General features: G+C 56.8%; 17 protein-coding genes and 3 rRNA genes. 16 read left to right on the forward strand and 4 right to left on the reverse strand.

Annotated features, from left to right (window positions below; genetic code table 11):
- Nucleotides 1-131 precede the first annotated feature (131 nt).
- From lon to hslO, 4 genes are read left to right on the forward strand one after another with little or no spacing between them, the layout of a single operon-like run.
- Nucleotides 132-2585, forward strand: coding sequence for an endopeptidase La (gene lon / locus MTP36_RS07385; RefSeq protein WP_118657314.1), 2454 nt, complete (start codon nt 132-134; stop codon nt 2583-2585).
- A gap of 21 nt (nt 2586-2606) precedes the next feature.
- On the forward strand, nt 2607-3209 hold the full coding sequence (yihA, locus tag MTP36_RS07390; protein ID WP_005924021.1) for a ribosome biogenesis GTP-binding protein YihA/YsxC: 603 nt from the start codon (nt 2607-2609) through the stop codon (nt 3207-3209).
- A 4-nt stretch (nt 3210-3213) separates the two neighbouring features.
- Nucleotides 3214-3963 (forward strand): class I SAM-dependent DNA methyltransferase, encoded by a 750-nt coding sequence (locus MTP36_RS07395; RefSeq protein ID WP_249254305.1) that lies wholly within the window; start codon nt 3214-3216, stop codon nt 3961-3963.
- 3 nt (nt 3964-3966) lie between these two features.
- Entirely contained in the window at nt 3967-4881 is a 915-nt protein-coding gene (hslO, locus tag MTP36_RS07400) for an Hsp33 family molecular chaperone HslO (protein WP_249254306.1), read from the forward strand.
- Between the two features lie 232 nt (nt 4882-5113).
- On the opposite strand, the gene MTP36_RS07405 is transcribed toward hslO, so the two are convergent.
- Nucleotides 5114-6250, reverse strand: a complete 1137-nt coding sequence (locus tag MTP36_RS07405; RefSeq protein WP_249254307.1) for a sporulation protein YqfD — start codon at nt 6248-6250, stop codon at nt 5114-5116.
- Between the two features lie 9 nt (nt 6251-6259).
- Nucleotides 6260-6547, reverse strand: a complete 288-nt coding sequence (locus MTP36_RS07410; RefSeq protein WP_015538114.1) for a YabP/YqfC family sporulation protein — start codon at nt 6545-6547, stop codon at nt 6260-6262.
- 76 nt (nt 6548-6623) lie between these two features.
- On the opposite strand from MTP36_RS07410, the gene MTP36_RS07415 reads away from it, so the two are divergent.
- The 12 genes from MTP36_RS07415 (at nt 6624) to nagZ (ending at nt 23109) form a co-directional block, all read left to right on the forward strand.
- Nucleotides 6624-7745, forward strand: coding sequence for a hypothetical protein (locus MTP36_RS07415; RefSeq protein ID WP_249254308.1), 1122 nt, complete (start codon nt 6624-6626; stop codon nt 7743-7745).
- Between the two features lie 346 nt (nt 7746-8091).
- Nucleotides 8092-9114, forward strand: coding sequence for a phenylalanine--tRNA ligase subunit alpha (gene pheS, locus MTP36_RS07420; RefSeq protein ID WP_118657309.1), 1023 nt, complete (start codon nt 8092-8094; stop codon nt 9112-9114).
- 18 nt (nt 9115-9132) lie between these two features.
- Nucleotides 9133-11544 (forward strand): phenylalanine--tRNA ligase subunit beta, encoded by a 2412-nt coding sequence (pheT, locus tag MTP36_RS07425; RefSeq protein ID WP_249254309.1) that lies wholly within the window; start codon nt 9133-9135, stop codon nt 11542-11544.
- 552 nt (nt 11545-12096) lie between these two features.
- Nucleotides 12097-13607, forward strand: a 16S ribosomal RNA gene (locus tag MTP36_RS07430).
- A 270-nt stretch (nt 13608-13877) separates the two neighbouring features.
- A 23S ribosomal RNA gene (locus MTP36_RS07435) occupies nt 13878-16712 on the forward strand.
- 126 nt (nt 16713-16838) lie between these two features.
- A 5S ribosomal RNA gene (gene rrf / locus MTP36_RS07440) occupies nt 16839-16955 on the forward strand.
- Together the 16S, 23S and 5S rRNA genes form the textbook arrangement of a ribosomal RNA operon.
- 147 nt (nt 16956-17102) lie before the next feature.
- Complete coding sequence (locus MTP36_RS07445) at nt 17103-17975, forward strand: D-alanyl-D-alanine carboxypeptidase family protein (RefSeq protein ID WP_249254310.1); 873 nt, start codon at nt 17103-17105, stop codon at nt 17973-17975.
- A gap of 84 nt (nt 17976-18059) precedes the next feature.
- Nucleotides 18060-18785 (forward strand): YkgJ family cysteine cluster protein, encoded by a 726-nt coding sequence (locus tag MTP36_RS07450; protein WP_249254311.1) that lies wholly within the window; start codon nt 18060-18062, stop codon nt 18783-18785.
- A 186-nt stretch (nt 18786-18971) separates the two neighbouring features.
- On the forward strand, nt 18972-20000 hold the full coding sequence (locus MTP36_RS07455; RefSeq protein ID WP_249254312.1) for an ABC transporter substrate-binding protein: 1029 nt from the start codon (nt 18972-18974) through the stop codon (nt 19998-20000).
- Nucleotides 20001-20117: 117 nt separating this feature from the next.
- Entirely contained in the window at nt 20118-21059 is a 942-nt protein-coding gene (locus MTP36_RS07460) for an ABC transporter permease (protein ID WP_097780424.1), read from the forward strand.
- Nucleotides 21052-21846: an ABC transporter ATP-binding protein gene (locus MTP36_RS07465; RefSeq protein WP_055184201.1), complete on the forward strand. Its 795-nt coding sequence runs from the start codon at nt 21052-21054 to the stop codon at nt 21844-21846. Before MTP36_RS07460 ends, MTP36_RS07465 begins: the two co-directional genes overlap by 8 nt.
- 12 nt (nt 21847-21858) lie before the next feature.
- Nucleotides 21859-23109 carry a beta-N-acetylhexosaminidase gene (nagZ, locus tag MTP36_RS07470; RefSeq protein ID WP_249254313.1) on the forward strand — a complete coding sequence of 417 codons (1251 nt, stop codon included), beginning with the start codon at nt 21859-21861 and terminating at the stop codon, nt 23107-23109.
- Nucleotides 23110-23172: 63 nt separating this feature from the next.
- Here nagZ and MTP36_RS07475 read toward each other — a convergent pair whose 3' ends face one another.
- Together MTP36_RS07475 and MTP36_RS07480 are read right to left on the reverse strand one after the other, a co-directional pair.
- Nucleotides 23173-24261 carry a sugar kinase gene (locus MTP36_RS07475; protein ID WP_015538573.1) on the reverse strand — a complete coding sequence of 363 codons (1089 nt, stop codon included), beginning with the start codon at nt 24259-24261 and terminating at the stop codon, nt 23173-23175.
- A gap of 163 nt (nt 24262-24424) precedes the next feature.
- Nucleotides 24425-25339, reverse strand: a complete 915-nt coding sequence (locus tag MTP36_RS07480; RefSeq protein ID WP_249254314.1) for a 4Fe-4S cluster-binding domain-containing protein — start codon at nt 25337-25339, stop codon at nt 24425-24427.
- Nucleotides 25340-25442 lie beyond the last annotated feature (103 nt).

Genomic DNA, 25442 nt, shown 5'->3' on the forward strand with positions numbered 1-25442 from the left:
TTGCCTTAAATCCCGCTTGTGCTTGCGAAATATTCGTCATTTTCTTTGTTTTCAGATACACCTTAAAAGACCCCAAAGGATAGCGCTGCCGCAGCATGGAAACTCGAGCGGCAGTCGGGAGGTGTTTGTATATGTCTGAAAAAGTTACCATCAAGGTCGAGCGGAAGGAGCTCCATCTGCCCACCATCGCACTGCGCGGGCTGGTGGTGTTCCCCAACAACCTTGTTCATTTTGAAGTCGGGCGGGAAAAGAGCATTGCCGCTGTGGAGTGGGCTATGGCCAACAACTCCAACGTATTTCTGGTAGCCCAGAAGGAGATGGAGACCAGCGAGCCCACCCAGCAGGACCTGTACACCTACGGCGTAGTAGCCGAGGTCAAGCAGGTGCTGCGCGTGTCGGACGAGCTGGTCAAGGTGCTGGTGGAGGGCAAGTACCGCGCCAAGCTGACCGAGTTGGATACCACCGGCGATTTTCTGCTGTCTGCCGTGCGCTCCGCTCCGGTGCGCGCCGCAAAGCCTGAAGAGGCTGTGGAGACCGAAGCACTGCTCCGCGCCCTCAAGACCGGCTTTGACGAGTATCTGGGCATGAACCCGCGCCTTGCCAAGGACGTGGTGTTCACCATCGTTTCCAGCGATGACCCTATGTTCCTCACCGAGTATATGCCGGCAAACCTCTTGTTCCGCTACGAGGACAAGCAGGCCGTGATGAACGAAAACACCCTCAACGGCCGCCTGCAGCGCCTTGTGGAGATGCTGCGCCGCGAATGTCAGGTGATGAAGATCGAAAAGGAGATCGCGGAAAAGGTCAACGAGTCCATGGACAAGAACCAGCGCGATTACTACCTGCACGAGCAGCTGCACATCATCAACGACGAGCTGGGTGAGGGGGACGATACCCACGCCGAGGCTGATGATTACCGCCGCAAGATCCGGGAGCTGCACCTTGCGGAGGACAGCGAGAAAAAGCTGCTCAAGGAGGTAGACCGCCTGTCCCGGATGCAGAGCAGCAATCAGGAAGCCACGGTCATCCGTACCTATCTGGATACCTGTCTGGATCTGCCGTGGAACACCATGACCGTGGATGATCTGGATATCCACCGCGCCCAGCAGATCCTGGATCGGGATCACTACGGCCTGAAAAAGGTCAAGGATCGCATTCTGGAAATGCTGGCCGTGCGCAAGCTGGCACCGGATGTAAAGGCACAGATCATCTGCTTGGTCGGCCCTCCGGGCGTTGGCAAGACCAGTATTGCGCGTTCCATCGCGGAAAGCCTTGGCCGTAAGTATGTGCGCATCAGTCTGGGCGGCGTGCGGGATGAAGCCGAGATCCGTGGCCACCGCCGTACCTACATCGGTGCCATGCCCGGCAAGATCATCAGCGCCATGATCACCGCCAAATCCTCCAACCCCCTGATGCTGCTGGACGAGATCGACAAGCTGGCAGGGGACTTCCGGGGCGACCCGGCGGCAGCTCTGCTGGAGGCGCTGGACCCGGAGCAGAACAGCACCTTCAACGATCATTTCATTGATATCCCCTTTGACCTGAGCCATGTGCTCTTTATCACCACCGCCAATGATCTGGGCAGCATCCCCGGCCCGCTGCGGGACCGCATGGACGTCATCGAGCTGCCCAGCTACACCCGCGTGGAAAAGTATAACATTGCCCGCAAGCATCTGCTGCCCAAGCAGCTCAAGGCCTGCGGCCTGACCGGCAAGGTCACCATGAATCAGAGCGCGCTCTACGGCATCATCGATGGCTACACCCGCGAGGCCGGTGTGCGTAATCTGGAGCGTACCATCACCAGCGTGCTGCGCAAGTGCGCCCGCAAGATCGCTGCCGGCGAGGTGGAGAGCGTAGCTGTTACCGCTACCATGCTGGAGGAGCTGCTGGGCCCCCGCATCGTCAAGCCGGACTTCCTTAACCGCACCAACGCCGTGGGCATCGCCAACGGTCTGGCATGGACCAGCGTAGGCGGCGAGACCCTGCCCATCGAGGTGCAGGTCATGGATAACGGCACCGGCAAGATCACCGTTACCGGCTCTCTGGGCGATGTGATGAAGGAGAGCGCACAGCTGGCAGTTACTTGGGTGCGCGTCCACGCCGAGGAATACGGCATCGACCCCGAGCGGCTGAAAAAGTGCGACCTGCACATCCACGCCCCGGAGGGCGCTGTGCCCAAGGACGGCCCTTCTGCGGGCGTCACCCTGACCACGGCTCTGGTGTCCTGCCTGTCCGGCGTGCCGGTGCGCGGCGATGTTGCCATGACCGGCGAGATTACCCTGCACGGCAATGTGCTGCCCATCGGCGGTCTGCGGGAAAAGAGCATGGCTGCCTACCGTGAGGGTATGAAGACCGTGCTCATCCCCAAGGATAATGAGCCTGATCTGTATGACGTGGACGAGGAGGTCAAGAAGAATCTGACCTTCCTGCCCATGCAGAACCTCTCGCAGGTGCTGGCTGCCGCCCTGCTCAAGCCGAAGGCGGCAAAGAGCACCGCAGGCCGCCCCCGCACCAAAAAGTCCAAAGCAGGGGAAAGCCGCATCCCTGCCGCGCCTGAGAAGAACCAGCCGGGCGCTGTCTGCTGAAAAACTAGAAAGGAACACGCCATGATCTTCAATAAAGCAGATTTTATTGCCAGCTATGGCATTTCCAGCCAGCTGCCCGAGAGTGACCGCCCGGAGCTGAGCTTTTCGGGGCGCTCCAACGTGGGCAAATCCAGCCTCATCAACAAGCTGTGCAGCCGCAAAAATCTGGCGCGCGTGTCCAGTACGCCGGGCAAAACAGCTACCATCAACTTCTATTCGGTGGATGATTGCTACTTTGTGGATCTGCCGGGCTACGGCTATGCCAAGGTGAGCAACGCCGACCGCGAGCGCTGGGACGACCTCATCAACAGCTACTTCGAGGCGCCCCGCCACCACACCCTGCTGGTGCAGCTGTTGGACTGCCGCCACGCCCCCAGCGCAGACGATTTGCAGATGCTGCGCTATCTGCACTACCACCGCATCCCCTATGTGGTGGCGCTGACCAAGGCGGATAAACTGAAAAAAAGCCAGCTTGCCAAAACGCAGGAGGACTTTGAAAATATCTGCCGCCCCTACGGCTGCCAGAAAGTGGTGCTGACCAGTGGCGAAAACGGCTACGGCATCCCGGAGCTGCAGGCGGTACTCAACGCCGCAGTGGCTGCGGAAAACGAGGAAGCGGAGTAACGCCATGGCTTACAACGAATTTGCCTATTTTTACGATGAATTCAACGGCGAGGCAGACTACGACGCCCTGTACAGCCAGATCCATGCAAAGCTGGAAGCCCACGGCATCCACGACGGTATTGTGGCCGACCTTGGCTGCGGCACCGGGGAACTGACCCTGATGCTGACACAGGCGGGTTACGATATGATCGGCATCGACCAGTCGGAAGAGATGCTCTGCGTGATACGGGATAAAGCCGAGCAGCTGGGGCTTTCCGGTCGGTTGCTGTTGCTGCGGCAGGACCTGCTCAAGCTGGATCTCTACGGTACCATCCGGGCGGCGGTATCCACCTTTGATACCTTCAACCACATCCCGGATCTGGATACCGCCATTGCCAACGCGGGCTTTTTCATGGAAAAGGGCGGCGTGTTCCTGTTTGATATGAACACCCCCTATAAGCACCAGAAGGTTCTGGGCGATAACGCATTTACCTTTGAGGAAGAGGATGCCTCCTGCGTGTGGCGCAACCACTATAACGCCGCCGACCGCAAGGTGGAGATCACGGTGGACATTGATTATCACGAGACCGGTGAGCATTTCCACGAGGAATTCTGCGAGTATACCTATGATCTGGATACTATTCGTGCGGCGCTGGAAAAGCACGGCTTTGCGCTGGAAAGCGTCTGTGATGGCGAAACCTTTGGCCCGCTGACCGAAGAAAGCCAGCGCTATTTCTTCTGCGCAACAAAACAGTATACACAACTGGAGGGATAACCTATGGCAAACCTGATCCGCGGCCTGTCCGAGAATGGCGGTGTCGTGTTCTGCGGTGTGGATTCCACCGAGATCGTCCGTAAAGCAGAAAAGCTTCACACCACAAGCGCCACCTGCAGCGCGGCACTGGGTCGTCTGCTCACGGGTGCTACCCTGATGGGCTCCATGCTCAAGGATGACCGCGACCGTATCACTCTGCGTGTGGCGGGCGGTGGCCCTGCGGGCGTGCTCATCGCCTGCACCGACGGCACCGGCAACGTGAAGGGCTGCATTGATAATCCGCTGGTGGAGCTGCCCGCCAAAGCCAACGGCCACTTGGACGTGGGCACTGCCGTGGGCAAGGATGGCGTGCTGACCGTCATCCGCGATAACCGCCTGCAAAAGGAGCCTACGGTGGGGCAGGTGCCTCTGGTATCCGGTGAGATCGCCGAGGATCTGACCAGCTACTATGCTTACAGCGAGCAGGTGCCTACCGTGATGGCGCTAGGCGTGCTGGTGGACAAAGACCTGTCCATCCTCTGCGCCGGTGGCTTTATGGTGCAGCTGCTGCCCGGCGCTACCGATGCCGAGATCGACCAGCTGGAAAAGAACATCAACGCCATGCCCTCTGTCACCGAGCTGCTCCATGCCGGCAAAACCCCCAAGGATATGATGCAGATGGCGCTGGCGGGTTTCAACCCCAACGTGCTGGACGAGCGCACGGTGCAGTACCAGTGCGATTGCAGCGCCGAGCGCACCAAGGAGATGCTGCTCAGCCTTGGCCGTGCAGAGCTTGTGCGTATGCGGGACGAGGACCCCAACTGTGAGGTGGTGTGCCACTTCTGCCACAGCAAGTATCAGTACGACCTGAACGCTCTGCTTGCTGAGTACGATGCACAGGCTGCGCAGGCCGCTGAAGCCGAACATCCCGTACAATAAAAAATTTCGCTTTTCAAAAGGCGGCTGCGCAGTTGTGTGCAGCCGCCTTTTTTGCTTCTGCGTTTCAAAAGCAAGTTGCTTTTTTATAGCTGCCGTTTTCCGTCACACTCCCTCCCGTGAAAAGACCGGTCTGGAAAATCCGCAGATTTTCCAGACCGGTAAATAAACAATAATTTTTCCGCTGAACATGGTCAGAGCAAAACGGAGACCATTCCAAACCATCTGGCTTTTGCTATGTGCAAATGTCTGCCGTCACGGTATACACCGCATTGTAATGCAGTGCTTCCTCCTGCACGGTGCATTCCTCCCGGCGGGCGAGGATGTCGGCATCCGGGAAAGCATCGTGCAGCGCCCGCAGTCCTTGCAGCCGCGCCAATGTAAGCGCCTGCGCCTCGGTGCGGTACATCGTCTCCTGCTGCTGCCCGTAATAGATGGTCTCCTCCACCGCGCAGGGCAGGGGCAGGCCGAAAACCTCTAATTGCAGATGCCGGGTGCGGCACAGCCCGTCCCCGTCAGGCGCAGAGGGGGAAAGCACGGCAGAATGCTCTGCAAAAAACAGCTTGTAATTCGTTGTATTTTTGCCGGTCAGCTGCGGCAGGGTCTCTGCCAGCGGAATGTTTTGATTTGTCTCCCATTCCAGCTGTGCCACTACCGTGCCTGCCGCCGGGGCAAAGATCAAGGTGCCGTCCCGCTCGCTGCGCGCCGTGCCAATCAACCCCTGTCCGGCTTCCACAGTCTGCCCGGGCACTACCAGCATGGTTCCGCTGGCAAGATTTGTACGCAGCACCGTTCCGTTGCACTTTGCCCGCAGCCCGTGTAAGGTGCCTGCGGCGATTTCTGGCCGTGCATGGGCAGGGGCGGCCTCCACCGCAAGCCTGCCTTTTTCAAAATTCAGGCTTACCCACGAAAACTCGCCGCTTTCCAGCAGCGCATACTCTCCGGCGCGCAGCAGCTCCTCGGTTACGGCAGTGCCGGGCTGCAAGCCGCAGCTGCGCAGCACTGCACCCGCCCGCGCCCGCTGCCCGGTGGTCAGGCTGCCGTAGTCCACCGCCCATATAAGCCCTTGCAGCCAGAGCAGCCCCAGCCCCCATGCTGCCAGCCCTACCCACAGCCCCTTGCGCCGCAGCAGCGGACGGAGCAAAAAATACAGCCCTTTCCGTTTATCCACCCGCAGCCGCACTCGCCTGTGCCGGGCAAGGGCTGCAAGCCGCCGGTACTGCCATGCTGCGCAATGGGCACAAAAGCCCCCGGGCCGGGCAGAGATGCCGTACAGGTGTATCCCTTGCGCGGCGGCATCGGTCAAAAGCGCCTCGGGGCTGCCGTTCCGGGCGGTAAAGCACACTCCGGCCCAAAGGCTTGCAGCTTCCATGGCGGCCTCCTATTCATCGGAAAAATCGGTACGCAAAAACTGCCCCTGCACCGTCAGCCGGGCGGCGGTCAGGGTGCAGATGCGCAGTCCGCTGCCGTATACTGTGAACCGCCCCTTCGCCAGCCGCAGGCACAGCCTGTTTTCATCAAAAAACAACACCGTGCAAAAATGCTCTATCTCCATCCGGTCGCCGCTCAGGTATACGGCAGGGCGGCTGTAAAACCCGGGCGGCGGCTGTCGGAACAGCCCGCGCAGCCAGTCGCCCGGGGTGCGCCGGTCGTGGTGTGCTCTGGCCATCTTTGTCCCTCCCGTCCCGCGCCTTGTACATTGCACAGCCCATGCTTCCATATATATGGAGGGGGAGGGCATGCTTATGAGTAAAAGCTGCAAACCGCTGTATCCGGGGCTTTTTTTGCTGGGTGCAGCCACGGCGTTTCTGGTATTTGCCGCGCCGCAGACCTGTGCGGCAGCTCTGCGGCAGGGTCTTGCACTCTGCGGTGGGCCGCTGCTGGTGTCACTGTTTCCGTTTCTGGTGGTGTCGGCGCTCATCATGCGCAGCGGTGCGGGCGAGGTGCTGGGGGTGCTGCTCTGGCCGGTGGTGCGTTGTATCGGTCTGCGCAGCCGCAGCGCGGGCAGTGTGCTGCTCATCGGTCTTGTGGGCGGCTTTGCCCCTGCCGCCGCCGCTGCTGCCGAGACAGTCCGCAGCAGGGAGCTGACCCCGCAGGAGGCTTCGGCTCTGCTGCCCGCCTGCATCTGCTCCGGGCCATCCTTTGTCATCCTGACGGTAGGGGAGCAGCTGCTGGGCAGCCGCACAGCCGGGATATGCCTGTTTGCCGCACAGGTGCTGGCGGGCTGGCTGACGGCGGCGCTGCTCTGCCGTGTTTGCGGCATACCGGAGCCTTTGCCCGTGCCGCCCGCTGCCGCGCAAGCAGAACCGCCGCCCGCGCTGGATGCCATCCTTGCACAGGCGGCGGTGACCTACCTGAAATTATGCGGCTTTGTGCTGTATTTTCGGCTGTTGGCGGCAGGCTGCGGGCTGCTGCTGCCTGCGGCGCTTGCACCCTTTCCGGCGATGCTGCTGGAAGTGTGCTCCGGCTGCGACTACGCCGCCCGCACCGGTCTGTGGGCAAGCGGGCTGTGCTGCGCCGCGCTCAGCGTGCAGGGCGCTTCGGTGCTGCTGCAAGTGCGCACCCTCTGCCCGCCGGAGGTCTCGTTCAAATCCTTATTATGGGGCAGGGCACTGCACCTGCCGCTTTCGCTGGCGCTGTTTTATCTGGGCTTGCCGGAGCGTGCCGTGGAAAGTTTCAATACCCTGTGTAGCCGGGTGGTGCCTATGCGTCGCGTGCCGACAGACTGCGCCCTGCTGGTGTTTGCAGTTTGCTGTATGACCGCCTGCGAGGCCTGCCGCCTGACCGAAAAGAAGGCACAAAACGCAGCTCCGGCAAATAAAAACCGCTCTGCGGCTTGCAAACCGCCGCAAAATGTGGTAACATAACTCTTGGTTATCATAATACCAAACGCAGCGACGGAGAGAGTAGGTGCTGTCTGCACGGCAAAGAGAGAAGCTTCACCGGCTGAAAGGGCTTCCATGTGCGGCAGGGGCTGAAGTTCGCTCCCGAGCGGTCTGCGCGAACGATGCGGATGCATCTATTAGCACAGGACGGTTGCGCCCCGTTACGGCGTTTGAGCGCTGTCTGCCTTTGTGCAGACGGAAACCGGGTGGTACCGCGGAGCAGAAATGATTATAGCTTCGTCCCTTTTGCCTGAGCAGTCGGGCAGGGGACGGAGCTTTTTTGTTATACTCCGCTCCATGAACACAAAGAATAAAGGAGAGAAAATCCATGCAAGCAATGATCGATGAGCTGGCCAAGCAGGCCGCTGAAAGCCTTGGTCAGGTGTCCAGCAAGGAGACGCTGGCTTCCTTCTGGCAGGAATACCTCAGCAAAAACGGCAAGATCCCTGCCCTGATGAAGAATCTGCGCACCGTTGCGCCGGAAGAGCGCCCCGCCATGGGCAAGATCATCAACGAACTCAAGCAGAAGGTGCAGGCAGACTACGATGCCGCCGCCGAGGCCGTGAAGCAGGCAGAGCTTGCTGCCCGCAACGCCGCCGAGACGGTGGATATCACCCTGCCCGCTAAGACCCGCTCTGTGGGCGGTCTGCACCCGTTGACGCTGGTCACCAACCAGATCATCGACGTGTTCTCCGGCATGGGCTTTGCCGTGGCAGATGCCCCGGAGATCGAGGATGACGACCACAACTTCACCCGCCTGAACGTGCCCAAGGATCACCCCGCCCGCGATATGCAGGATACCTTCTATCTGTCCGATGAATTCCTGCTACGCACCCAGACCTCTGGTGGTCAGATCCGCACCATGGACAGCCAGAAGCCGCCCATCAAGGTGCTGATCCCCGGCCGCGTGTTCCGCTCTGACTCGGACGCTACTCACAGCCCCATGTTCCACCAGATGGAAGGTCTGGTCGTGGATAAGGGCATCACGCTGGGCGACCTGCAGGGTGCGCTGAACACCTTCGTGCAGAAGCTGTTCGGTGCCGACACCCGCACCCGTCTGCGTCCCTCCTACTTCCCGTTCACCGAGCCCAGCGTGGAGGTGGACGTAAGCTGCTTCGAGTGCCACGGCAAGGGCTGCCCCCTGTGCAAGCACACCGGCTGGATCGAGGTGCTGGGCGGCGGCGTCGTCAACCGCAAGGTGCTTGAGAACTGCAACATCGACCCGGACGAGTACTCCGGTTTCGCCTTTGGCATTGGCATCGAGCGTATCGCCATGCTGAAGTATGGCATCAACAACATCGGTCTGATGTTCGAGAACAATCTGCAGTTCCTCAAGCAGTTCCACGAATAAGAGGGGAGAGAACAAACAATGAAAGTACCTTTCAGTTGGTTAAAAGAATTCGTTGATATCGATGTCACCGCACAGGAACTGGAGGAGAAGCTGTTCTCCTGCGGTTTCGAGGTGGAAGAGCTCATCCCGCTGGATGCCGGCATCAGCAAGGTGGTCGTCGGCAAGATCGTGGAGATGGAAAAGCAAGAGGGCACCCACCTGACTAAATGTGTGGTGGACTGCGGCGCTTACGGCCACGAGATCCGCATCAGCACCGGTGCCGCCAACATGAAGCTGGGCGATTGCGTGCCTACCGCACTGGATGGCTCCACTCTGCCCGGCGGCATCACCATCAAGGCCCGCAAGATGCAGGGCGTGGAGTCCAACGGTATGCTGTGCTCCGGCGCAGAACTGGGTCTGAACGATGACCTGTTCCCGGGCTCTGAGGTCTACGGCCTGCTCATCCTGCCCGAGGACTCTGTCCCCGGCACCGACATTGCCCCGGTGGTGGGTCTGGACGACTACATCTTTGATATCTCCATCACCGCCAACCGCCCGGACTGCCAGTCTGTTCTGGGCATTGCCCGCGAGGTGGCTGCCGTTCTGGGCAAGCCCCTGCACATGCCCGCCATGGACTACAAGGCCGTCTGCGAGCCGGACGCTCCCATCACCGTCAAGGTGGAGGCACCGGAGCTGTGCCCCCGCTACATGGCACACTATGTGCGCAACATCCGCATGGGCGAGTCTCCCCGTTGGATGAAGCGCCATCTGGCACTGTGCGGCCTGCGCTCCATCAGCAACGTGGTGGATATCACCAACCACACCCTGCTGGAGATGGGTCAGCCCATGCACGCCTTTGACCTGAACAAGGTCGCCGGCCGCACCATCGATGTGCGCCGCGCCCACGAGGGCGAAAAGATCGTCACGCTGGACGAGAAGGAATTTACCCTGAACCCCAACAATCTGGTCATCTGTGATGCCGAAAAGCCGGTGGCACTGGCCGGCATCATGGGCGGCGCAAACTCCGGTATGGACGATAACACCACCAGCCTGCTGTTCGAGTGCGCCACCTTTGCCCGCGACTGCGTCCGTAAGACCAGCCGTGCACTGGGCCAGAACAGCGATTCCTCTGCCCGCTACGAGAAGGGCGTGGATCGCTATTCTCCGCAGCTGGGTCTGGCACGCGCTCTGCATCTGATCCAGCAGCTGGATTGCGGTGATATCACTACGCTGGAATACGATCTGACCGATGGCCGCCCGCTGGAGCGCAAGCACATCGTCACCACCCCGGCAAAGATCTGCGCCGTGCTGGGCATCACCGTGCCCGACCAGACCATGATCGACATCCTGCAGCGTCTGGAGTTCACCGTGGATGTGCAGGCCGATGGCAGCTGGGATGTGTCCGCACCCCTGTACCGTGATGACGTGGAAAGCTTCCCGGATCTGGCCGAGGAGGTCATCCGTGAGTACGGCTACGACCATATTGTGCCCACCTTCCTGAACACTGCCTCCGTTACCAACGGTGGCCTGAACTACGACCAGAAGCAGCAGCTCAAGACCAAGCGTCTGCTGGCCGCACAGGGCTTCTACGAGGCCTCCACGCTGGCTTTCTACTCCAACGCTGAGCTGGATATGCTGCATATCCCCGCCGAGGACGAAGCCCGCAAGGCCATCCGCATTCTGAACCCCATCAGCGAGAACCTGTCCATCATGCGCACCCTGCTGACTCCCTCCATGCTGAACGTCATCGTGGACAACCTGAAAAAGGGCAACGCCGAGGGTCGCCTGTTCGAGATGGCACCGGTCTATCTGGCCAAGGAACTGCCCATCAATGAGCACCCCCACGAGCGCCAGACTCTCTGCATCGGTGCCTTCGGCCCCGAGGAGGACTTCTTCACCGTCAAGGGCGCGCTGGAAGCACTGGCAGCCGGCTTTGGCCTGACCTTTGATTATCAGCGCGAGACCGCCGCATGGCTGCACCCCGGCATCAGCGCCGCTGTGTATTGCAACGGCAAGCGTCTGGGCGTGTTCGGCAAGCTTGCCAACGAGATCAACGCTGAGCTGGAGATCGCCAAGGAGCAGAAGGACAGCCAGAATATCTATCTGGGCGAGCTGGACTACGAGGCTCTGATGTCCTGCGTAGAGGGCGAGCTGCGCTATAAGCCCCTCAGCCCCTATGCACCTGTCAAGCGCGATTTGGCTCTGGTCTGCAACGAGACTGTGTCCTGCGGCGAGATCGAGGAGACCATCCGCAAGGCCAGCCCGCTGGTCAGCGAGGTCAAGCTGTTCGATATCTATCGCGGCGCAAACCTCGGCGAAGGCAAAAAGAGCATGGCCTTCAGTCTGTCCCTGTCTGATCCCAAGAAGGAAGTCTCCGCTGAGGAAGTGGAGCGCGTGGTCAAGAAGATCCTCGGCAACCTGAAGTTCAAGCTGGGTATCGAGATCCGCTAAAAGCTTATTATATAAGTAATTATATATAGACCCAAGACCGTCTGTGCAGTGCATGGACGGTCTTTTTGTATGGGGAAGAGGGGTTGATTACAATATAAGTGAAGCAAACTCAATTTTCTTTTAAAAAAGATGTCAAAAAGTGTTGACAAGCGCCCCGGGGTGTGGTATTATACTTGAGCGCCAAGCGCTGAGACAAAAGAATGACTTCTGAAAGCTCAGCAGGAAGCCCTTGAAAAGAACCAATGAACGTTCGAATGTTCCGGTTAGCACCGAGAAACTGCTGAGCGATTTAAGTTCGGAAAACTTCAAAAGCTTCTCAAAAAAGTGCTTGACAAAAAACCGCTTCTGTGGTAAAATAATCAAGTCGTCAGCCGCAAGGCTGCGGCGCACAGGACCTTGAAAATTGAACAATATCGAAAGAACTTGTAACGGAACCTATATTCGTGTTGGAAAAACACGGTAAACAATTCCAAACAAAGGTAATTCACACAGGACGCAAGCGATTGCGTGCTGAGCGAAACAAGATTTAACACTTTTAAGTGATAAATATCATTTATAAAGAGTTTGATCCTGGCTCAGGACGAACGCTGGCGGCGCGCCTAACACATGCAAGTCGAACGAGCGAGAGAGAGCTTGCTTTCTTGAGCGAGTGGCGAACGGGTGAGTAACGCGTGAGGAACCTGCCTCAAAGAGGGGGACAACAGTTGGAAACGACTGCTAATACCGCATAAGCCCACGGCTCGGCATCGAGCAGAGGGAAAAGGAGCAATCCGCTTTGAGATGGCCTCGCGTCCGATTAGCTAGTTGGTGAGGTAATGGCCCACCAAGGCGACGATCGGTAGCCGGACTGAGAGGTTGAACGGCCACATTGGGACTGAGACACGGCCCAGACTCCTACGGGAGGCAGCAGTGGGGAATATTGCACAATGGGGGAAACCCTGATGCAGCGACGCCGCGTGGAGGAAGAAGGTCTTCGGATTGTAAACTCCTGTTGTTGAGGAAGATAATGACGGTACTCAACAAGGAAGTGACGGCTAACTACGTGCCAGCAGCCGCGGTAAAACGTAGGTCACAAGCGTTGTCCGGAATTACTGGGTGTAAAGGGAGCGCAGGCGGGAAGACAAGTTGGAAGTGAAATCCATGGGCTCAACCCATGAACTGCTTTCAAAACTGTTTTTCTTGAGTAGTGCAGAGGTAGGCGGAATTCCCGGTGTAGCGGTGGAATGCGTAGATATCGGGAGGAACACCAGTGGCGAAGGCGGCCTACTGGGCACCAACTGACGCTGAGGCTCGAAAGTGTGGGTAGCAAACAGGATTAGATACCCTGGTAGTCCACACTGTAAACGATGATTACTAGGTGTTGGAGGATTGACCCCTTCAGTGCCGCAGTTAACACAATAAGTAATCCACCTGGGGAGTACGACCGCAAGGTTGAAACTCAAAGGAATTGACGGGGGCCCGCACAAGCAGTGGAGTATGTGGTTTAATTCGACGCAACGCGAAGAACCTTACCAAGTCTTGACATCCTGCGACGCACATAGAAATATGTGTTTCCTTCGGGACGCAGAGACAGGTGGTGCATGGTTGTCGTCAGCTCGTGTCGTGAGATGTTGGGTTAAGTCCCGCAACGAGCGCAACCCTTATGGTCAGTTACTACGCAAGAGGACTCTGGCCAGACTGCCGTTGACAAAACGGAGGAAGGTGGGGATGACGTCAAATCATCATGCCCTTTATGACTTGGGCTACACACGTACTACAATGGCGTTAAACAAAGAGAAGCAAGACCGCGAGGTGGAGCAAAACTCAGAAACAACGTCCCAGTTCGGACTGCAGGCTGCAACTCGCCTGCACGAAGTCGGAATTGCTAGTAATCGCAGATCAGCATGCTGCGGTGAATACGTTCCCGGGCCTTGTACACACCGCCCGTCACACCATGAGAGCCGGGGGGACCCGAAGTCGGTAGTCTAACCGCAAGGAGGACGCCGCCGAAGGTAAAACTGGTGATTGGGGTGAAGTCGTAACAAGGTAGCCGTAGGAGAACCTGCGGCTGGATCACCTCCTTTCTAAGGAGTCAGGCAATGACAGAGCATCTAAGATGGTCGGTCATTGGAACAGGTGACAAGTTAAAGTTTAAGTAGATATTGTTCGATTTTGAGGGCCCTGAAAAGGACACTCAAAGACGTACCTTGAAAACTGAATAATAACTGCGAAACAAAGATTATAGTAAGTTCTTTTTTAAGAAATATTACAATTTCAAAAGGAAGGGTAACAATAATCTTCGTTGGCAAGAGAGAATCAAGAGGATACCAAATGTTCTTAAAGAACGTTTGAAAGGTCAAGCGAACAAGGGCGCAGGGCGAATGCCTTGGCACTGGGAGCCGATGAAAGACGTGATAAGCTGCGATAAGCTTCGGGGAGCTGCAAATAAGCATTGATCCGGAGATTTCTGAATGAGGAAACTCACCTGGGTTCATACTCAGGTACGTTATACTGAACTTAAAAATAGGTATATCGAGGGAACCGCCTGAACTGAAACATCTAAGTAGGGCGAGGAAGAGACATCAAACGAGATTCCGTAAGTAGTGGCGAGCGAACGCGGAAGAGGGCAAACCGGGAGTAGAAATACTTCCGGGGTACGGACCGCATTTAGGACTTAAGTTGTTAACCGAACGGCATGGGAAGGCCGGTCAGAGAGTGTGAGAACCACGTAGGTGAAAACGACAAGAGCTGAGCGAGTTCCAGAGTACGGCCAGACACGTGAAACCTGGTCGGAATACGGGGGGACCACCCTCCAACCCTAAATACTACCCAGTGACCGATAGCGTATAGTACTGTGAAGGAAAGGTGAAAAGCACCCCGGGAGGGGAGTGAAAAAGAACCTGAAACCCTGTGCCTACAAGCACCTAGAGCACGTCAAAGTGTGATAGGGTACTTTTTGTAGAACGGTCCGGCGAGCGATTGTATGCAGCAAGGTTAAGGACTTAAGGTCTGGAGCCGAAGCGAAAGCGAGTTTGAAAAGGGCGTTAAGTTGCATACAATGGGCCCGAAACCGGGTGACCTACCCATGGTCAGGTTGAAGTGGAAGTAAAATTCCATGGAGGACCGAACCGACCTCCGTTGAAAAGGCGGCGGATGAACTGTGGGTAGCGGAGAAATTCCAATCGAACCCGGAGATAGCTGGTTCTCCCCGAAATAGTTTTAGGACTAGCCTCAAGTTAGATACCTGGAGGTAAAGCACTGAATAGCCTAGCGGCCGAGAGGTTAGCGAAGCTTATCAAACTCAGAATGCCAGAGTATTGATGCTTGGGAGTCAGACAGTGTCAGATAAATGTCATTGTCAAAAGGGAAACAGCCCAGATCTACAGCTAAGGTCCCAAAGTCAGGTTAAGTGGAAAACGATGTGAAGATACGTAGACAACCAGGATGTTGGCTCAGAAGCAGCCACACATTCAAAGAGTGCGTAATAGCTCACTGGTCGAGCGTCTTTGCGCGGAGAATTTAACGGGGCTAAACCTGACACCGAAGCTTAGGCAATACAGCAATGTATTGGGTAGGGGAGCGTTGTATACGCGGTGAAACAGTAGCGCAAGCGGCTGTGGAGTGTATAGAAGTGAGAATGCCGGAATGAGTAGCGCGAATGCAGTGAGAATCTGCATGGCCGAAAGCCTCAGGTTTCTGGAGGAAGGTTCGTCCGCTCCAGGTTAGTCGGGAGCTAAGGTGAGGCCTAACGGCGTAGCCGATGCACAGACGGTAGAGATTCCGTCACCACCAAAAGAGTTAAACACAGGGACACATTTGAAGTCTCGGAGCCGGGTGTTGGTTCCGGTAGCGATCGAGGGAAGTTAGTACCGAAGTCCGGGATGGAAGATGGCGAGAAAAGCTGTGTGTATTTCTGCGGTGCCCGTACCGCAAACCGACACAGGTAGGTAGGAAGAAGATTCTAAGGCCAACGGGAGAAGGGTTGTTAAGGAACTCGGCAAATTGACCCCGTAACTTCGGGAGAAGGGGTGCTCCAGAGATGGAGCCGCAGAGAATCGGCCCAAGCAACTGTTTACCAAAAACACAGGTTTGTGCTAAATCGAAAGATGACGTATACGAGCTGACGCCTGCCCGGTGCTGGAAGGTTAAGAGGAGATGTGCAAGCATTGAATCGAAGCCCCAGTGAACGGCGGCCGTAACTATAACGGTCCTAAGGTAGCGAAATTCCTTGTCAGGTAAGTTCTGACCCGCATGAAAGGCGTAATGATTTGGGCACTGTCTCGACAGCCCGCCCGGCGAAATTGTAGTACCGGTGAAGATGCCGGTTACCCGCGACAAGACGGAAAGACCCCATGGAGCTTTACTGTAGCCTAATATTGGGTTTCGATGTTGCATGCACAGGATAGATGGGACACAGGGAAACAAGTGCTTTGGCATTTGTGGAGTGGCCGTTGGGATACCATCCTTGCGATATTGGAATTCTAACCTGCGCCTTTGAATCAAGGCGGGGGACATTGTTAGGTGGGCAGTTTGACTGGGGCGGTCGCCTCCTAAAGAGTAACGGAGGCGTTCAAAGGTTCGCTCAGCTTGAACGGAAATCAAGCAAAAGAGTGCAAACGCAGAAGCGAGCCTAACTGCGAGACTGACGGGTCGAGCAGTAACGAAAGTTGGAGTTAGTGATCCGGTGGTATGTGAGTGGAAATGCCATCGCTCAACGGATAAAAGTTACCCTGGGGATAACAGGCTGATCTCCCCCAAGAGTCCACATCGACGGGGAGGTTTGGCACCTCGATGTCGGCTCATCGCATCCTGGGGCTGTATTCGGTCCCAAGGGTTTGGCTGTTCGCCAATTAAAGCGGTACGCGAGCTGGGTTCAGAACGTCGTGAGACAGTTCGGTCCCTATCTGTCGTGGGCGCAGGATATTTGATGGGAGCTGTTCCTAGTACGAGAGGACCGGAGCGGACGTACCTCTGGCGCACCAGTTGTTCTGCCAAGGGCATAGCTGGGCAACTATGTACGGATCGGATAAACGCTGAAAGCATCTAAGCGTGAAGCCGACCCAAAGATAAGATATCCCATTGTTTCAAACAAGTAAGACCCCTTGAAGACTACAAGGTTGATAGGCATGATGTGTAAGTGGAGTGATCCATTCAGCAAGCATGTACTAATAGGTCGAGGGCTTGACCACAATTCGCTTGAGACTTTTAAGTCAACGAAAAAATGTTAGCAGTGATTATTCAGTTTTGAAGGCACGTCCTTCTAAGAAATACTGGACAGAAGCACAGAAATGTGTTATACTGATTCAGTCAAATCGGTCGGTGTCGATGACGGTAAGGTTCCACCTGTTCCCATTCCGAACACAGAAGTTAAGCTTACTTGTGCCGAAGATAGTTAGCTGGAAACGGCTTGTGAAAATAGGTAGTCGCCGACTTAACAAAGAGCTCTGAGAGAAATCTCAGGGCTTTTTTGTTGCATGAACATAAAAATACATAGCCGCAAATTTGCAGGAAAAAGCGCTTTTGCCTCGTGTTAAGAGGTGAAAGCGCTTTACAATTTTGCAAAAAGGATGCGACTAAACATGAAACGATTCCACCGCCGCTGTCGGCGGCTATGTATTCTGGCGGCGCTGCTTGTGCTGCTGGTACTGTTTCTGCGGCAGAACGTTCTGCTGGATACAGCCAGCCGACATGCGATCTTGCTGGACGCCCAAAGCGGGCAGGTACTGGCGCAGAAACGTGCTGACGAGCGCACTGCACCGGCATCTCTGACAAAAATGATGACCATACTGCTGGCCATTGAGGCAGAGCCGGATTTGGATAAGCAGGTAACACTGCCGGAGGGTATTTTCCCGGCCTTGCAGATCGAAAGAGCATCTATGGCAGGCTTTGCGCCCGGGGAGACAGTCACGGTGCGGGACTTGCTCTATGGTGCGATGCTGCCTTCCGGTGCAGAATGCTGTGAGACGCTGGCGCGGCTGGTGAGCGGCAGTGAGGATAACTTTGCCGCACTGATGAACCAAAAGGCTGCAGAGCTTGGTATGAAGAATACCCATTTTACCAATCCCACCGGCCTGACGGATACCGAGCACTATTCCAGTGCGGCAGATATGGCAAAGCTCTTGCAGGCAGCATTACACAATGCGACCTTTCGCACCATTTTTACTGCGGAGCACTACACCACCACAGCGACTGCGCAGCACCCGGAAGGCGTTTCGCTGACCAGTACACTGCTGGGCAAGCTGGACGGAACAGAGCTTCCCGAGGGGGCACAAATCGAGGGCGGCAAAACAGGGTATACCGCCGCCGCAGGGCTGTGTCTGGCCAGCCTTGCCACCGTGAATGGAAAGGAGTATATCCTTGTTACGCTTGCCGCGCCTGGAGACCATGGAACGGAGCAGTACAATATCCGCGATGCAGTGCATGTGTACCGGAAACTGGCGGATAAAAAATAACCGCGTTACACAGGGCTCGCCTTGCAAACCGGGTGCTTCGGCGGTACAATAGGGACATTCTATCATGGAAAAGGATGTTTGACTATGCGAGACGAAGCCATTGACCTGTGCGGACAGATAAATTTTACCCGTACCGATGCCATGCCTCTGCTGGAACGGGATGCGCAGTTCCGTTTTACCTGTGCGGGCTGCGGCAACTGCTGCCGCGGGCGGGAGGATATCGTGCTGTCCGGCTATGATTTGTGGCGTATTGCTGCTCGGCTGCGTCTGCCGCCGCAGATCGTGGCACGGGGCTACTGCCGCAGCAGCATAGGCAGGGTGAGCCATTTACCGGTGCTGCGGCTTGCCCCGGTCAAGGAAAACCGCAATAACTGCCCCTTTCTGACCGAAAACCACTGCGCCATCCATGAGGCAGAGCCGTTGGTATGTGCGCTGTATCCGCTGGCGCAGGAGATCAGCCGGGCAGGGGAGGTTCACTACTTTTTACAGCCCACCGGCTGCGGCGGGCAGGTGATCGAAGCAAGGGTGCAGGATTACCTTGCCCGCTACGATGTGCCCGCCCGGGAAGCCATTGATGTGCGCTGGGCGCAGACCTGCATGGCGCTAGAAGATACGGTGGAACAGCTGGAGACAGTGCTCAGCCCGGTACTGGTGCGCAGGATGCAGGCAAAGCTCTGGCAGGCACTGTATTTTGGCTACGATTATACGCAGGACTATCTGCCGCAGCTGGAAGCAAACCTGCAAACGCTGGACACGGAGCTGCATAAACTGACGGAGTATCAGAAAAAACGAAATAATTGTTCAAAATAATTGATGGATGGCTTTACTTGAATCGATAATAAAGGCCGTTTTCGGGCAAAAGTGGATTGTTTTGCCAGCGATTCTGTGATATACTTCACGAGTGTAAAGCGAACCTTGATTGATCCGCTTACAATATCGGCCCGGAGTGCGGCGTCCTGTTGGCTGCAAGGGCTGGAGATAGAGGAGATCATCAATATGCGTAAAATCACTCGTCGTTCCTTCCTGACTGCTGCCGCTGCCTGCGGTGCAGCAGCTGCTCTTTCTGCCTGCGGCGGTTCTTCCTCCGCATCTTCTGCGGCAACATCCTCCACGGTTGCTTCTGCATCGGTCGCTGCGGCTTCCAACGGAGAAAAGTTCACCGTTGGCATCTGCCAGCTGGTGCAGCACGCTGCACTGGATGCCGCTACGCAGGGCTTTGAGGACGCCCTGACCGCTTCCTTTGGCGAGAACGTCACCTTCGACTTCCAGAATGCACAGGGCGATTCCGCTACCTGCGCCACCATTGCCAACGGCTTTGTTTCTTCCAGCGTGGCACTGATCATGGCAAACGCTACCCCTGCTCTGCAGGCTGCACAGGCTGCTACCAACACCATCCCCATTCTGGGCACCTCTGTTACCGAGTACGGTGTGGCACTGGGTCTGGACAACTTCTCCGGCACCGTGGGCGGCAACGTCTCCGGAACCTCCGATCTGGCACCGCTGGATCAGCAGGCAGATATGATCGTGGAGTGGATGCCCGAGGTCAAGAAGGTCGGCCTGCTGTACTGCTCTGCCGAGGCAAACAGCCAGTATCAGGTAGACGAAGTGCAGAAGTATCTGGAGGCCAAGGGTGTAACTGCTACCCAGTACGCTTTCTCGGATTCCAACGATCTGTCCTCCGTCTGCCAGAAGGCTGCAGACGAGAACGATGCGCTGTATGTGCCCACTGATAACACCGTTGCCGCCAACACCGGCATCGTGGACGGCATCTGCCGCCCGGCTAAGAAGCCTGTATTCGCCGGTGAGGAGGGCATCTGCTCCGGCTGCGGCGTGGCTACCCTGTCCATCAGCTACTACGACTTGGGCTACACCACCGGTGAGATGGCAGTCAAGATCCTGAACGGTGAGAGCGACATCTCCACCATGCCCATCGAGTACACCGATGTGACCAAGAAGTACAACAAAGCTGTCTGCGATGACCTTGGCCTGACCGTACCGGAAGGCTATGTAGAAATCGAAGCCTGATAACAGCAAAACCGGAACAATATAAAAATAGCGGAGAAGAGTGAATTTTTACTCTTCTCCGCTTTCCCGTATCAAAGCGGGAGATAAAAAAAGTGTAACGTTTAGGAGGAAATTGTTTTGGAGATCATTGCAAGACTTGCAAACCTGCCGGGCGCTTTACCGGGTGCCTGTGCGCAGGGGCTTATCTGGGGTATCATGGCCATCGGCGTGTACCTGACCTACCGTATTCTGGATGTAGCCGACCTGACCGTGGACGGCAGCTTTGGCACCGGCGGCGCGGTGTGCGTCATGTGCCTGCTTTCCGGCATGAACGTTTGGGCAGCATTGCTGGTGGCTGTGCTGGCCGGCCTTGCTACCGGCCTTGTCACCGGCCTGCTGCACACCTTTATGGGCATTCCCGCCATTCTGGCCGGTATCCTGACCCAGCTGGCGCTGTATTCCATCAACCTGAAGATCATGGGCAAGGCCAACCAGTCCATCAACGTGGATAAGTACGGCCTGCTCATCTCCCTGCGCTGGGTCAAGGAATTTGCCCTGCATAACCCCATTATCATGGTTATCCTTGCTACGGCGGTGGTCATCGGGGTGCTGTACTGGTTCTTCGGTACGGAGCTGGGCTGCGGCATCCGTGCTACCGGCTCTAACCCTGCCATGTCCCGCGCACAGGGCATCAACACCAACTTCAACATCGTGCTGGGTCTGGCCGTCTCCAATGCGCTGGTGGCTTTGTCCGGTGCGCTGCTCAGCCAGTATCAGGGCTTTGCAGACGTCGGCATGGGACGCGGTGCTATTGTCATCGGTCTGGCTGCCGTCATCATTGGCGAGGCCGTGTTTAGCCGCATCTTCCACAACTTTGCCCTCAAGCTGGCCTCTGTTTCCATCGGCGCGATCATCTATTATATCGTCATTCAGCTGGTGCTGACACTGGGCTTTGATGCAAACCTGCTCAAGCTGCTGAGTGCCTCTGTGGTGGCAGTGTTCCTTGCCGTGCCGTACTGGAAGGGCAAATACTTCTCGAAGCCGGTCAAAAAGGCAAAGGAGGACGCAAAAAATGCTTGAGATTCAAAATGTTTCCAAAACCTTCAATGCAGGTACAGTGAACCAGAAGACCGCCCTGAACGGCCTGAACCTGAAGCTGAACGAGGGCGATTTTGTCACCGTCATCGGCGGCAACGGTGCGGGTAAATCCACCATGCTGAATGCCGTGGCCGGTGTGTGGCCAGTGGACGAGGGCAAAATTTTGATCGACGGTGTGGACGTCACCCGTCTGAGCGAGCATCAGCGCGCCGCCTACATTGGCCGCGTGTTCCAGGACCCCATGACCGGCACTGCCGCCACCATGCAGATCGAGGAAAACTTGGCGCTGGCAGCCCGGCGCGGCAAGCGCCGCACCCTGCGCATCGGCATCACCAAGGCCGAGCGGGAGCAGTACCGCGAGCTGCTCAAGACCCTTGATCTGGGCCTTGAGGATCGCCTGACCGCCCGCGTGGGACTGCTTTCCGGCGGTCAGCGGCAGGCGCTGACTTTGCTGATGGCTACCATGAACAAGCCGAAGCTCCTGCTGCTGGATGAGCACACCGCCGCACTGGACCCCAAAACGGCGCTGAAGGTGCTTACCCTTTCGGCACGCATCGTGGAAGAAAACCATCTGACCACCATGATGATCACCCACAACATGAAGGATGCCATCAAATACGGCAACCGGCTGATCATGATGCACGAGGGGCACATCATCTACGATGTGGCAGGGGAGGAGAAGCAGAAGCTGCACGTCTCCGACCTGCTGGCCAAGTTCCAGATCGCCAGCGGCGGCGAGTTTGCCAATGACCGCATGATCTTGTCCTGAAGAGGGATTGCGATGAGAAAACTTTGGAAACGAGCAGCGGCGCTGGTCGTCAGCGCTGCATTGGCCGGTGCGATGCTTCCCAGTGCATTCTCGGAAGAAGCAACGGATGCGGTGGAAGCAAAACTTACAACGATGACTTTGCGGGAAAAGGTTGGGCAGCTGTTCTGGGTGCGCCCTGAAACGCTGGACTTTTCACTGAATCCTGAAAAAAAGACGCTGACGCAGACCATGCGGCAGAATCTGGAACAGTATCCGGTGGGCGGCATCACAGTTTTTAAGAAGAACATTCAGGACGAGAACCAGCTTTCCTCCTTGATCGCGGATTTCCAAAGCGCTTCCAAAATACCGATGATCGTGGCCGTTGATGAAGAGGGCGGCGCGGTAGCCCGGCTGGCAAATCATGAGGCCTTCTCTCTGCCTAAATATACGAGCGCCCGGGATATTGGCAAAACAGGCGACCCGGAGCAGGCCCGCCAGATGGGACGGACGATCGGCGGCTACCTGCGATTTTACGGGTTCAATCTGGATTTTGCACCGGTTGCGGATGTGGATTCCAACCCGGCTAATCCGGTCATTGGCAGGCGGGCTTATTCCACCGATGCGCAGCAGACGGCGCAGATGGTGGCCGCTGCAGTGGAGGGCTTCCACGAGGCCGGGATGCTCTGCACGGTAAAGCATTTTCCGGGCCATGGGGATACCGGACAGGACAGCCACTACGGAACAGCGACATCCTACAAGACCTGGGAAGAAATGAAAGCGATGGAAATGCTTCCCTTTAAGGCTGGGATCGCCGCCGGGGCCGATGTGGTCATGACGGCGCACATCACGACCCCGAATGCGACCACGGACGGCCTGCCGGCATCGCTGTCCTACACGATGATAACCGAGCGGCTGCGCGGAGAATTGGGCTTTCAGGGCGTGATCGTAACCGATGCACTGGAAATGAATGCCATCAAAAACCACTTTACGCCGGCGGAATCGGCTGTGGCAGCACTTCGAGCCGGTGTGGATGTGCTGCTGATGCCCAGTGATCTGCGCGCGGCCTTTGATGGTGTAGTTCAGGCAGTGGAGGACGGCACGCTTTCAGAAGAGCGCCTGAACGAAAGTGTCCGGCGGATCCTGACCCTCAAACAAAAGGCTGGCCTGGATCTCAGCGGGTCGTCTGCAGCAAAGCAGCCTATAGCGGAGAAAACCTCCGATACGAAGTGCAGCTTTTCGGGCTGGCTGAAAAAGCTGTGGTATGGGGCTGATACCGTAGCGTGAATCCCACAATATGTGCAAAACAGGCTCCCCGCCAATGGCAGGGAGCCTGTTGCTGTATGCGGCTTACCGCTTGATATCGTAGTTCATGTTCATCAGGTTGCGGATGGTGCTCACATCATCGGTGATGTTGGCGTCGCCGTGGATGGTGTGCTTGATGGCGCTGCTGGCCACTGCAAAGTTGATCATATCCATGGCCTTGTAGTTGTGCAGCATGGCGTAGATCAGGCCGCTGGCAAAGGCGTCGCCGCCGCCCACGCGGTCCAGAATGTTAAAGGTGTACAGCTTGCTCTCGAAGGTGTGACCCTCGTACCACATAAAGGCCTTCAGGCTGTTCTCGCTGCCGCTGTGAGCGTAGCGCACATGGCGGGCGATGCACTTCAGGTTGGGGTAGCGCTCGATGAACCGCTGGAAGATCTCGTCCTGCTGCTCGTAGCTGGGTTGCAGGGGCACGCCGTCCTTCCAGTCGCCCTTGCTGTGGTCGTTTTCGTCCTTCCACAGGTGGTAGGGCTCAATGCCCAGCAGCACATCCACATAGGGCAGGCACTCGGTACAGAAATCCCGTGCTTCCTCCCAGGTCCACAGGGTGGAGCGGAAGTTGCCGTCAAAGCTCACGGTCAGGCCCTTTTTCTTGGCAACCTTCAGCATATCAAGGATCAGGCTGCGGCAGTTGGGAGCCAGCGCCGGGGTAATGCCGCTGAGGTGCAGCCAGTCGTAGCCCTCCAGCAGAGCGTCCAGATCCACCTGAGAGAAATCGTACTCGGTAATGGCGCTGTGTTTGCGGTCGTAGATGACCTTGGAAGCGCGGATGCCGTAGCCGGTCTCCAGATAATAAGTACCCAGACGGTTAGAAGGGGTCTCGTCCGGCTCGGTCAGGATCATGGGGGTGCAGTGCACATCGTTGGAGCGCAGCCAGCGCACAGCGCTCTTGCCCAGACTGTTATTGGGCACTACGCTGAAAAAGGTGCTGTCCACGCCAAGGTTTGCCAGCGCCAGCGCAATGTTGGCCTCGCTGCCGCCATAGCTGGCCTCAAAAGCGGATGCCATGCGGATCTTTTCGTAGTTCGGCGGGGTCAGGCGCAGCATGATCTCACCACAGGTGATGAACTTCTGGCCATTGGGTTCGCTGCCAAGGATCGGATTGAAATGTTCCATAACGCTCCTCCTGATAACATTGCGGACACTCGCAACTATTAACACATCGTTGTATCCATTATAGTGCGTTCCCGGACAGAATGCAAGGGTTTGCACGCGCAAGCAAGAGAAAATAAACCATAAAATTTGGTAAAGTTGCCGAAAAAGCTGCCTTAATGCGGAATTACACCCCGGTCAGGTCAAAGCTGGGGGTGTATTCTTCTTTGGCGCTGCTCTTTTGCTGCATATAGCCCTGCACAAGCCCCTTGTCCATGGCGTAGTTCACCACCCGGCGGTATTCGTAGGTGGTGATGCGCCGCCCGATGCCGTGCTCTGCGGCCTTGTAGAAGGGGGTATACTGGCTCATGACGCTGGGCAGAAAGCACCCGGGGTCGGCGTCGTTCCATGCAGCCATCTGGTCCAGTACGGCAAAGCTGTCCTCCACATGACCCGGCAGCGCCAGATGCCGCAGAATGACCCCCTTTTGCAGGATGCCGTCTGCATCGAACACCGGATGCCCGGCCTGCGCCATCATGGCTTCAATGGCGGGCTTTGCCTGTGCAAAGTAGTCCGGCGCGGCGGAAAGCTTTGCGGAAAGGGCAGAGGATACATATTTTAAATCAGCCAGCCAGATATCAATATACCCGTGCCACGCCTCCACGCTTTCCACCGTCTCGTAGCCGCCGGTGTTGCACACGATGGGCAGACGCAGCCCTTTGGCGCGGGCAATGTCCAGCGTGGCAATGATCCACGGTTGCCACTGTCCGGGAGTGACCAGATTGATGTTGTGTGCGCCCTGCGCCTGTAAATTTAAAAAGATTTCGGCCAAGTGCTCCACGGTGATCTCTTTGCCCAGCCCCTCGGCGCTGATGGGATAGTTCTGGCAGAAGCAGCACTTCAGGGTGCAGCCGGAAAAGAACACCGTGCCGCTGCCCCTTGTACCGCTGATGCAGGGCTCCTCCCAGTGGTGCAGGGCAGCGCGGGCAGCTTTTAGCGTAGCGCCTGCCCCGCAGAAGCCGGTGCGCCCGGCGGCACGGTCAGCACCGCAGCGGCGGGGGCAGAGGGTACAGCGAGTGGGAACGGAAATGGTTTTCGGCATAATATCCAAAGTCCTTTGCTTAAAATTTTCGTATTCAGTATACCACTTTTGGTGCCATTCGTGCTATACTGAAATATAGAGAAACGATAATACAAAAAACGCA

The sequence above is a fragment of the Faecalibacterium sp. I4-1-79 genome, assembly GCF_023347235.1.
Lineage (GTDB): Bacteria > Bacillota > Clostridia > Oscillospirales > Ruminococcaceae > Faecalibacterium > Faecalibacterium tardum.

Excerpts from the sequence above, each read along its gene's own strand:
- lon (WP_118657314.1), top strand. The coding sequence starts at position 132 with ATGTCTGAAAAAGTTACCATCAAGGTCGAGCGGAAGGAGCTCCATCTG.
- yihA (WP_005924021.1), top strand. The coding sequence starts at position 2,607 with ATGATCTTCAATAAAGCAGATTTTATTGCCAGCTATGGCATTTCCAGC.
- MTP36_RS07395 (WP_249254305.1), top strand. The coding sequence starts at position 3,214 with ATGGCTTACAACGAATTTGCCTATTTTTACGATGAATTCAACGGCGAG.
- hslO (WP_249254306.1), top strand. The coding sequence starts at position 3,967 with ATGGCAAACCTGATCCGCGGCCTGTCCGAGAATGGCGGTGTCGTGTTC.
- MTP36_RS07405 (WP_249254307.1), bottom strand. The coding sequence starts at position 6,250 with ATGGAAGCTGCAAGCCTTTGGGCCGGAGTGTGCTTTACCGCCCGGAAC.
- MTP36_RS07410 (WP_015538114.1), bottom strand. The coding sequence starts at position 6,547 with ATGGCCAGAGCACACCACGACCGGCGCACCCCGGGCGACTGGCTGCGC.
- MTP36_RS07415 (WP_249254308.1), top strand. The coding sequence starts at position 6,624 with ATGAGTAAAAGCTGCAAACCGCTGTATCCGGGGCTTTTTTTGCTGGGT.
- pheS (WP_118657309.1), top strand. The coding sequence starts at position 8,092 with ATGCAAGCAATGATCGATGAGCTGGCCAAGCAGGCCGCTGAAAGCCTT.
- pheT (WP_249254309.1), top strand. The coding sequence starts at position 9,133 with ATGAAAGTACCTTTCAGTTGGTTAAAAGAATTCGTTGATATCGATGTC.
- MTP36_RS07445 (WP_249254310.1), top strand. The coding sequence starts at position 17,103 with ATGAAACGATTCCACCGCCGCTGTCGGCGGCTATGTATTCTGGCGGCG.
- MTP36_RS07450 (WP_249254311.1), top strand. The coding sequence starts at position 18,060 with ATGCGAGACGAAGCCATTGACCTGTGCGGACAGATAAATTTTACCCGT.
- MTP36_RS07455 (WP_249254312.1), top strand. The coding sequence starts at position 18,972 with ATGCGTAAAATCACTCGTCGTTCCTTCCTGACTGCTGCCGCTGCCTGC.
- MTP36_RS07465 (WP_055184201.1), top strand. The coding sequence starts at position 21,052 with ATGCTTGAGATTCAAAATGTTTCCAAAACCTTCAATGCAGGTACAGTG.
- nagZ (WP_249254313.1), top strand. The coding sequence starts at position 21,859 with ATGAGAAAACTTTGGAAACGAGCAGCGGCGCTGGTCGTCAGCGCTGCA.
- MTP36_RS07475 (WP_015538573.1), bottom strand. The coding sequence starts at position 24,261 with ATGGAACATTTCAATCCGATCCTTGGCAGCGAACCCAATGGCCAGAAG.
- MTP36_RS07480 (WP_249254314.1), bottom strand. The coding sequence starts at position 25,339 with ATGCCGAAAACCATTTCCGTTCCCACTCGCTGTACCCTCTGCCCCCGC.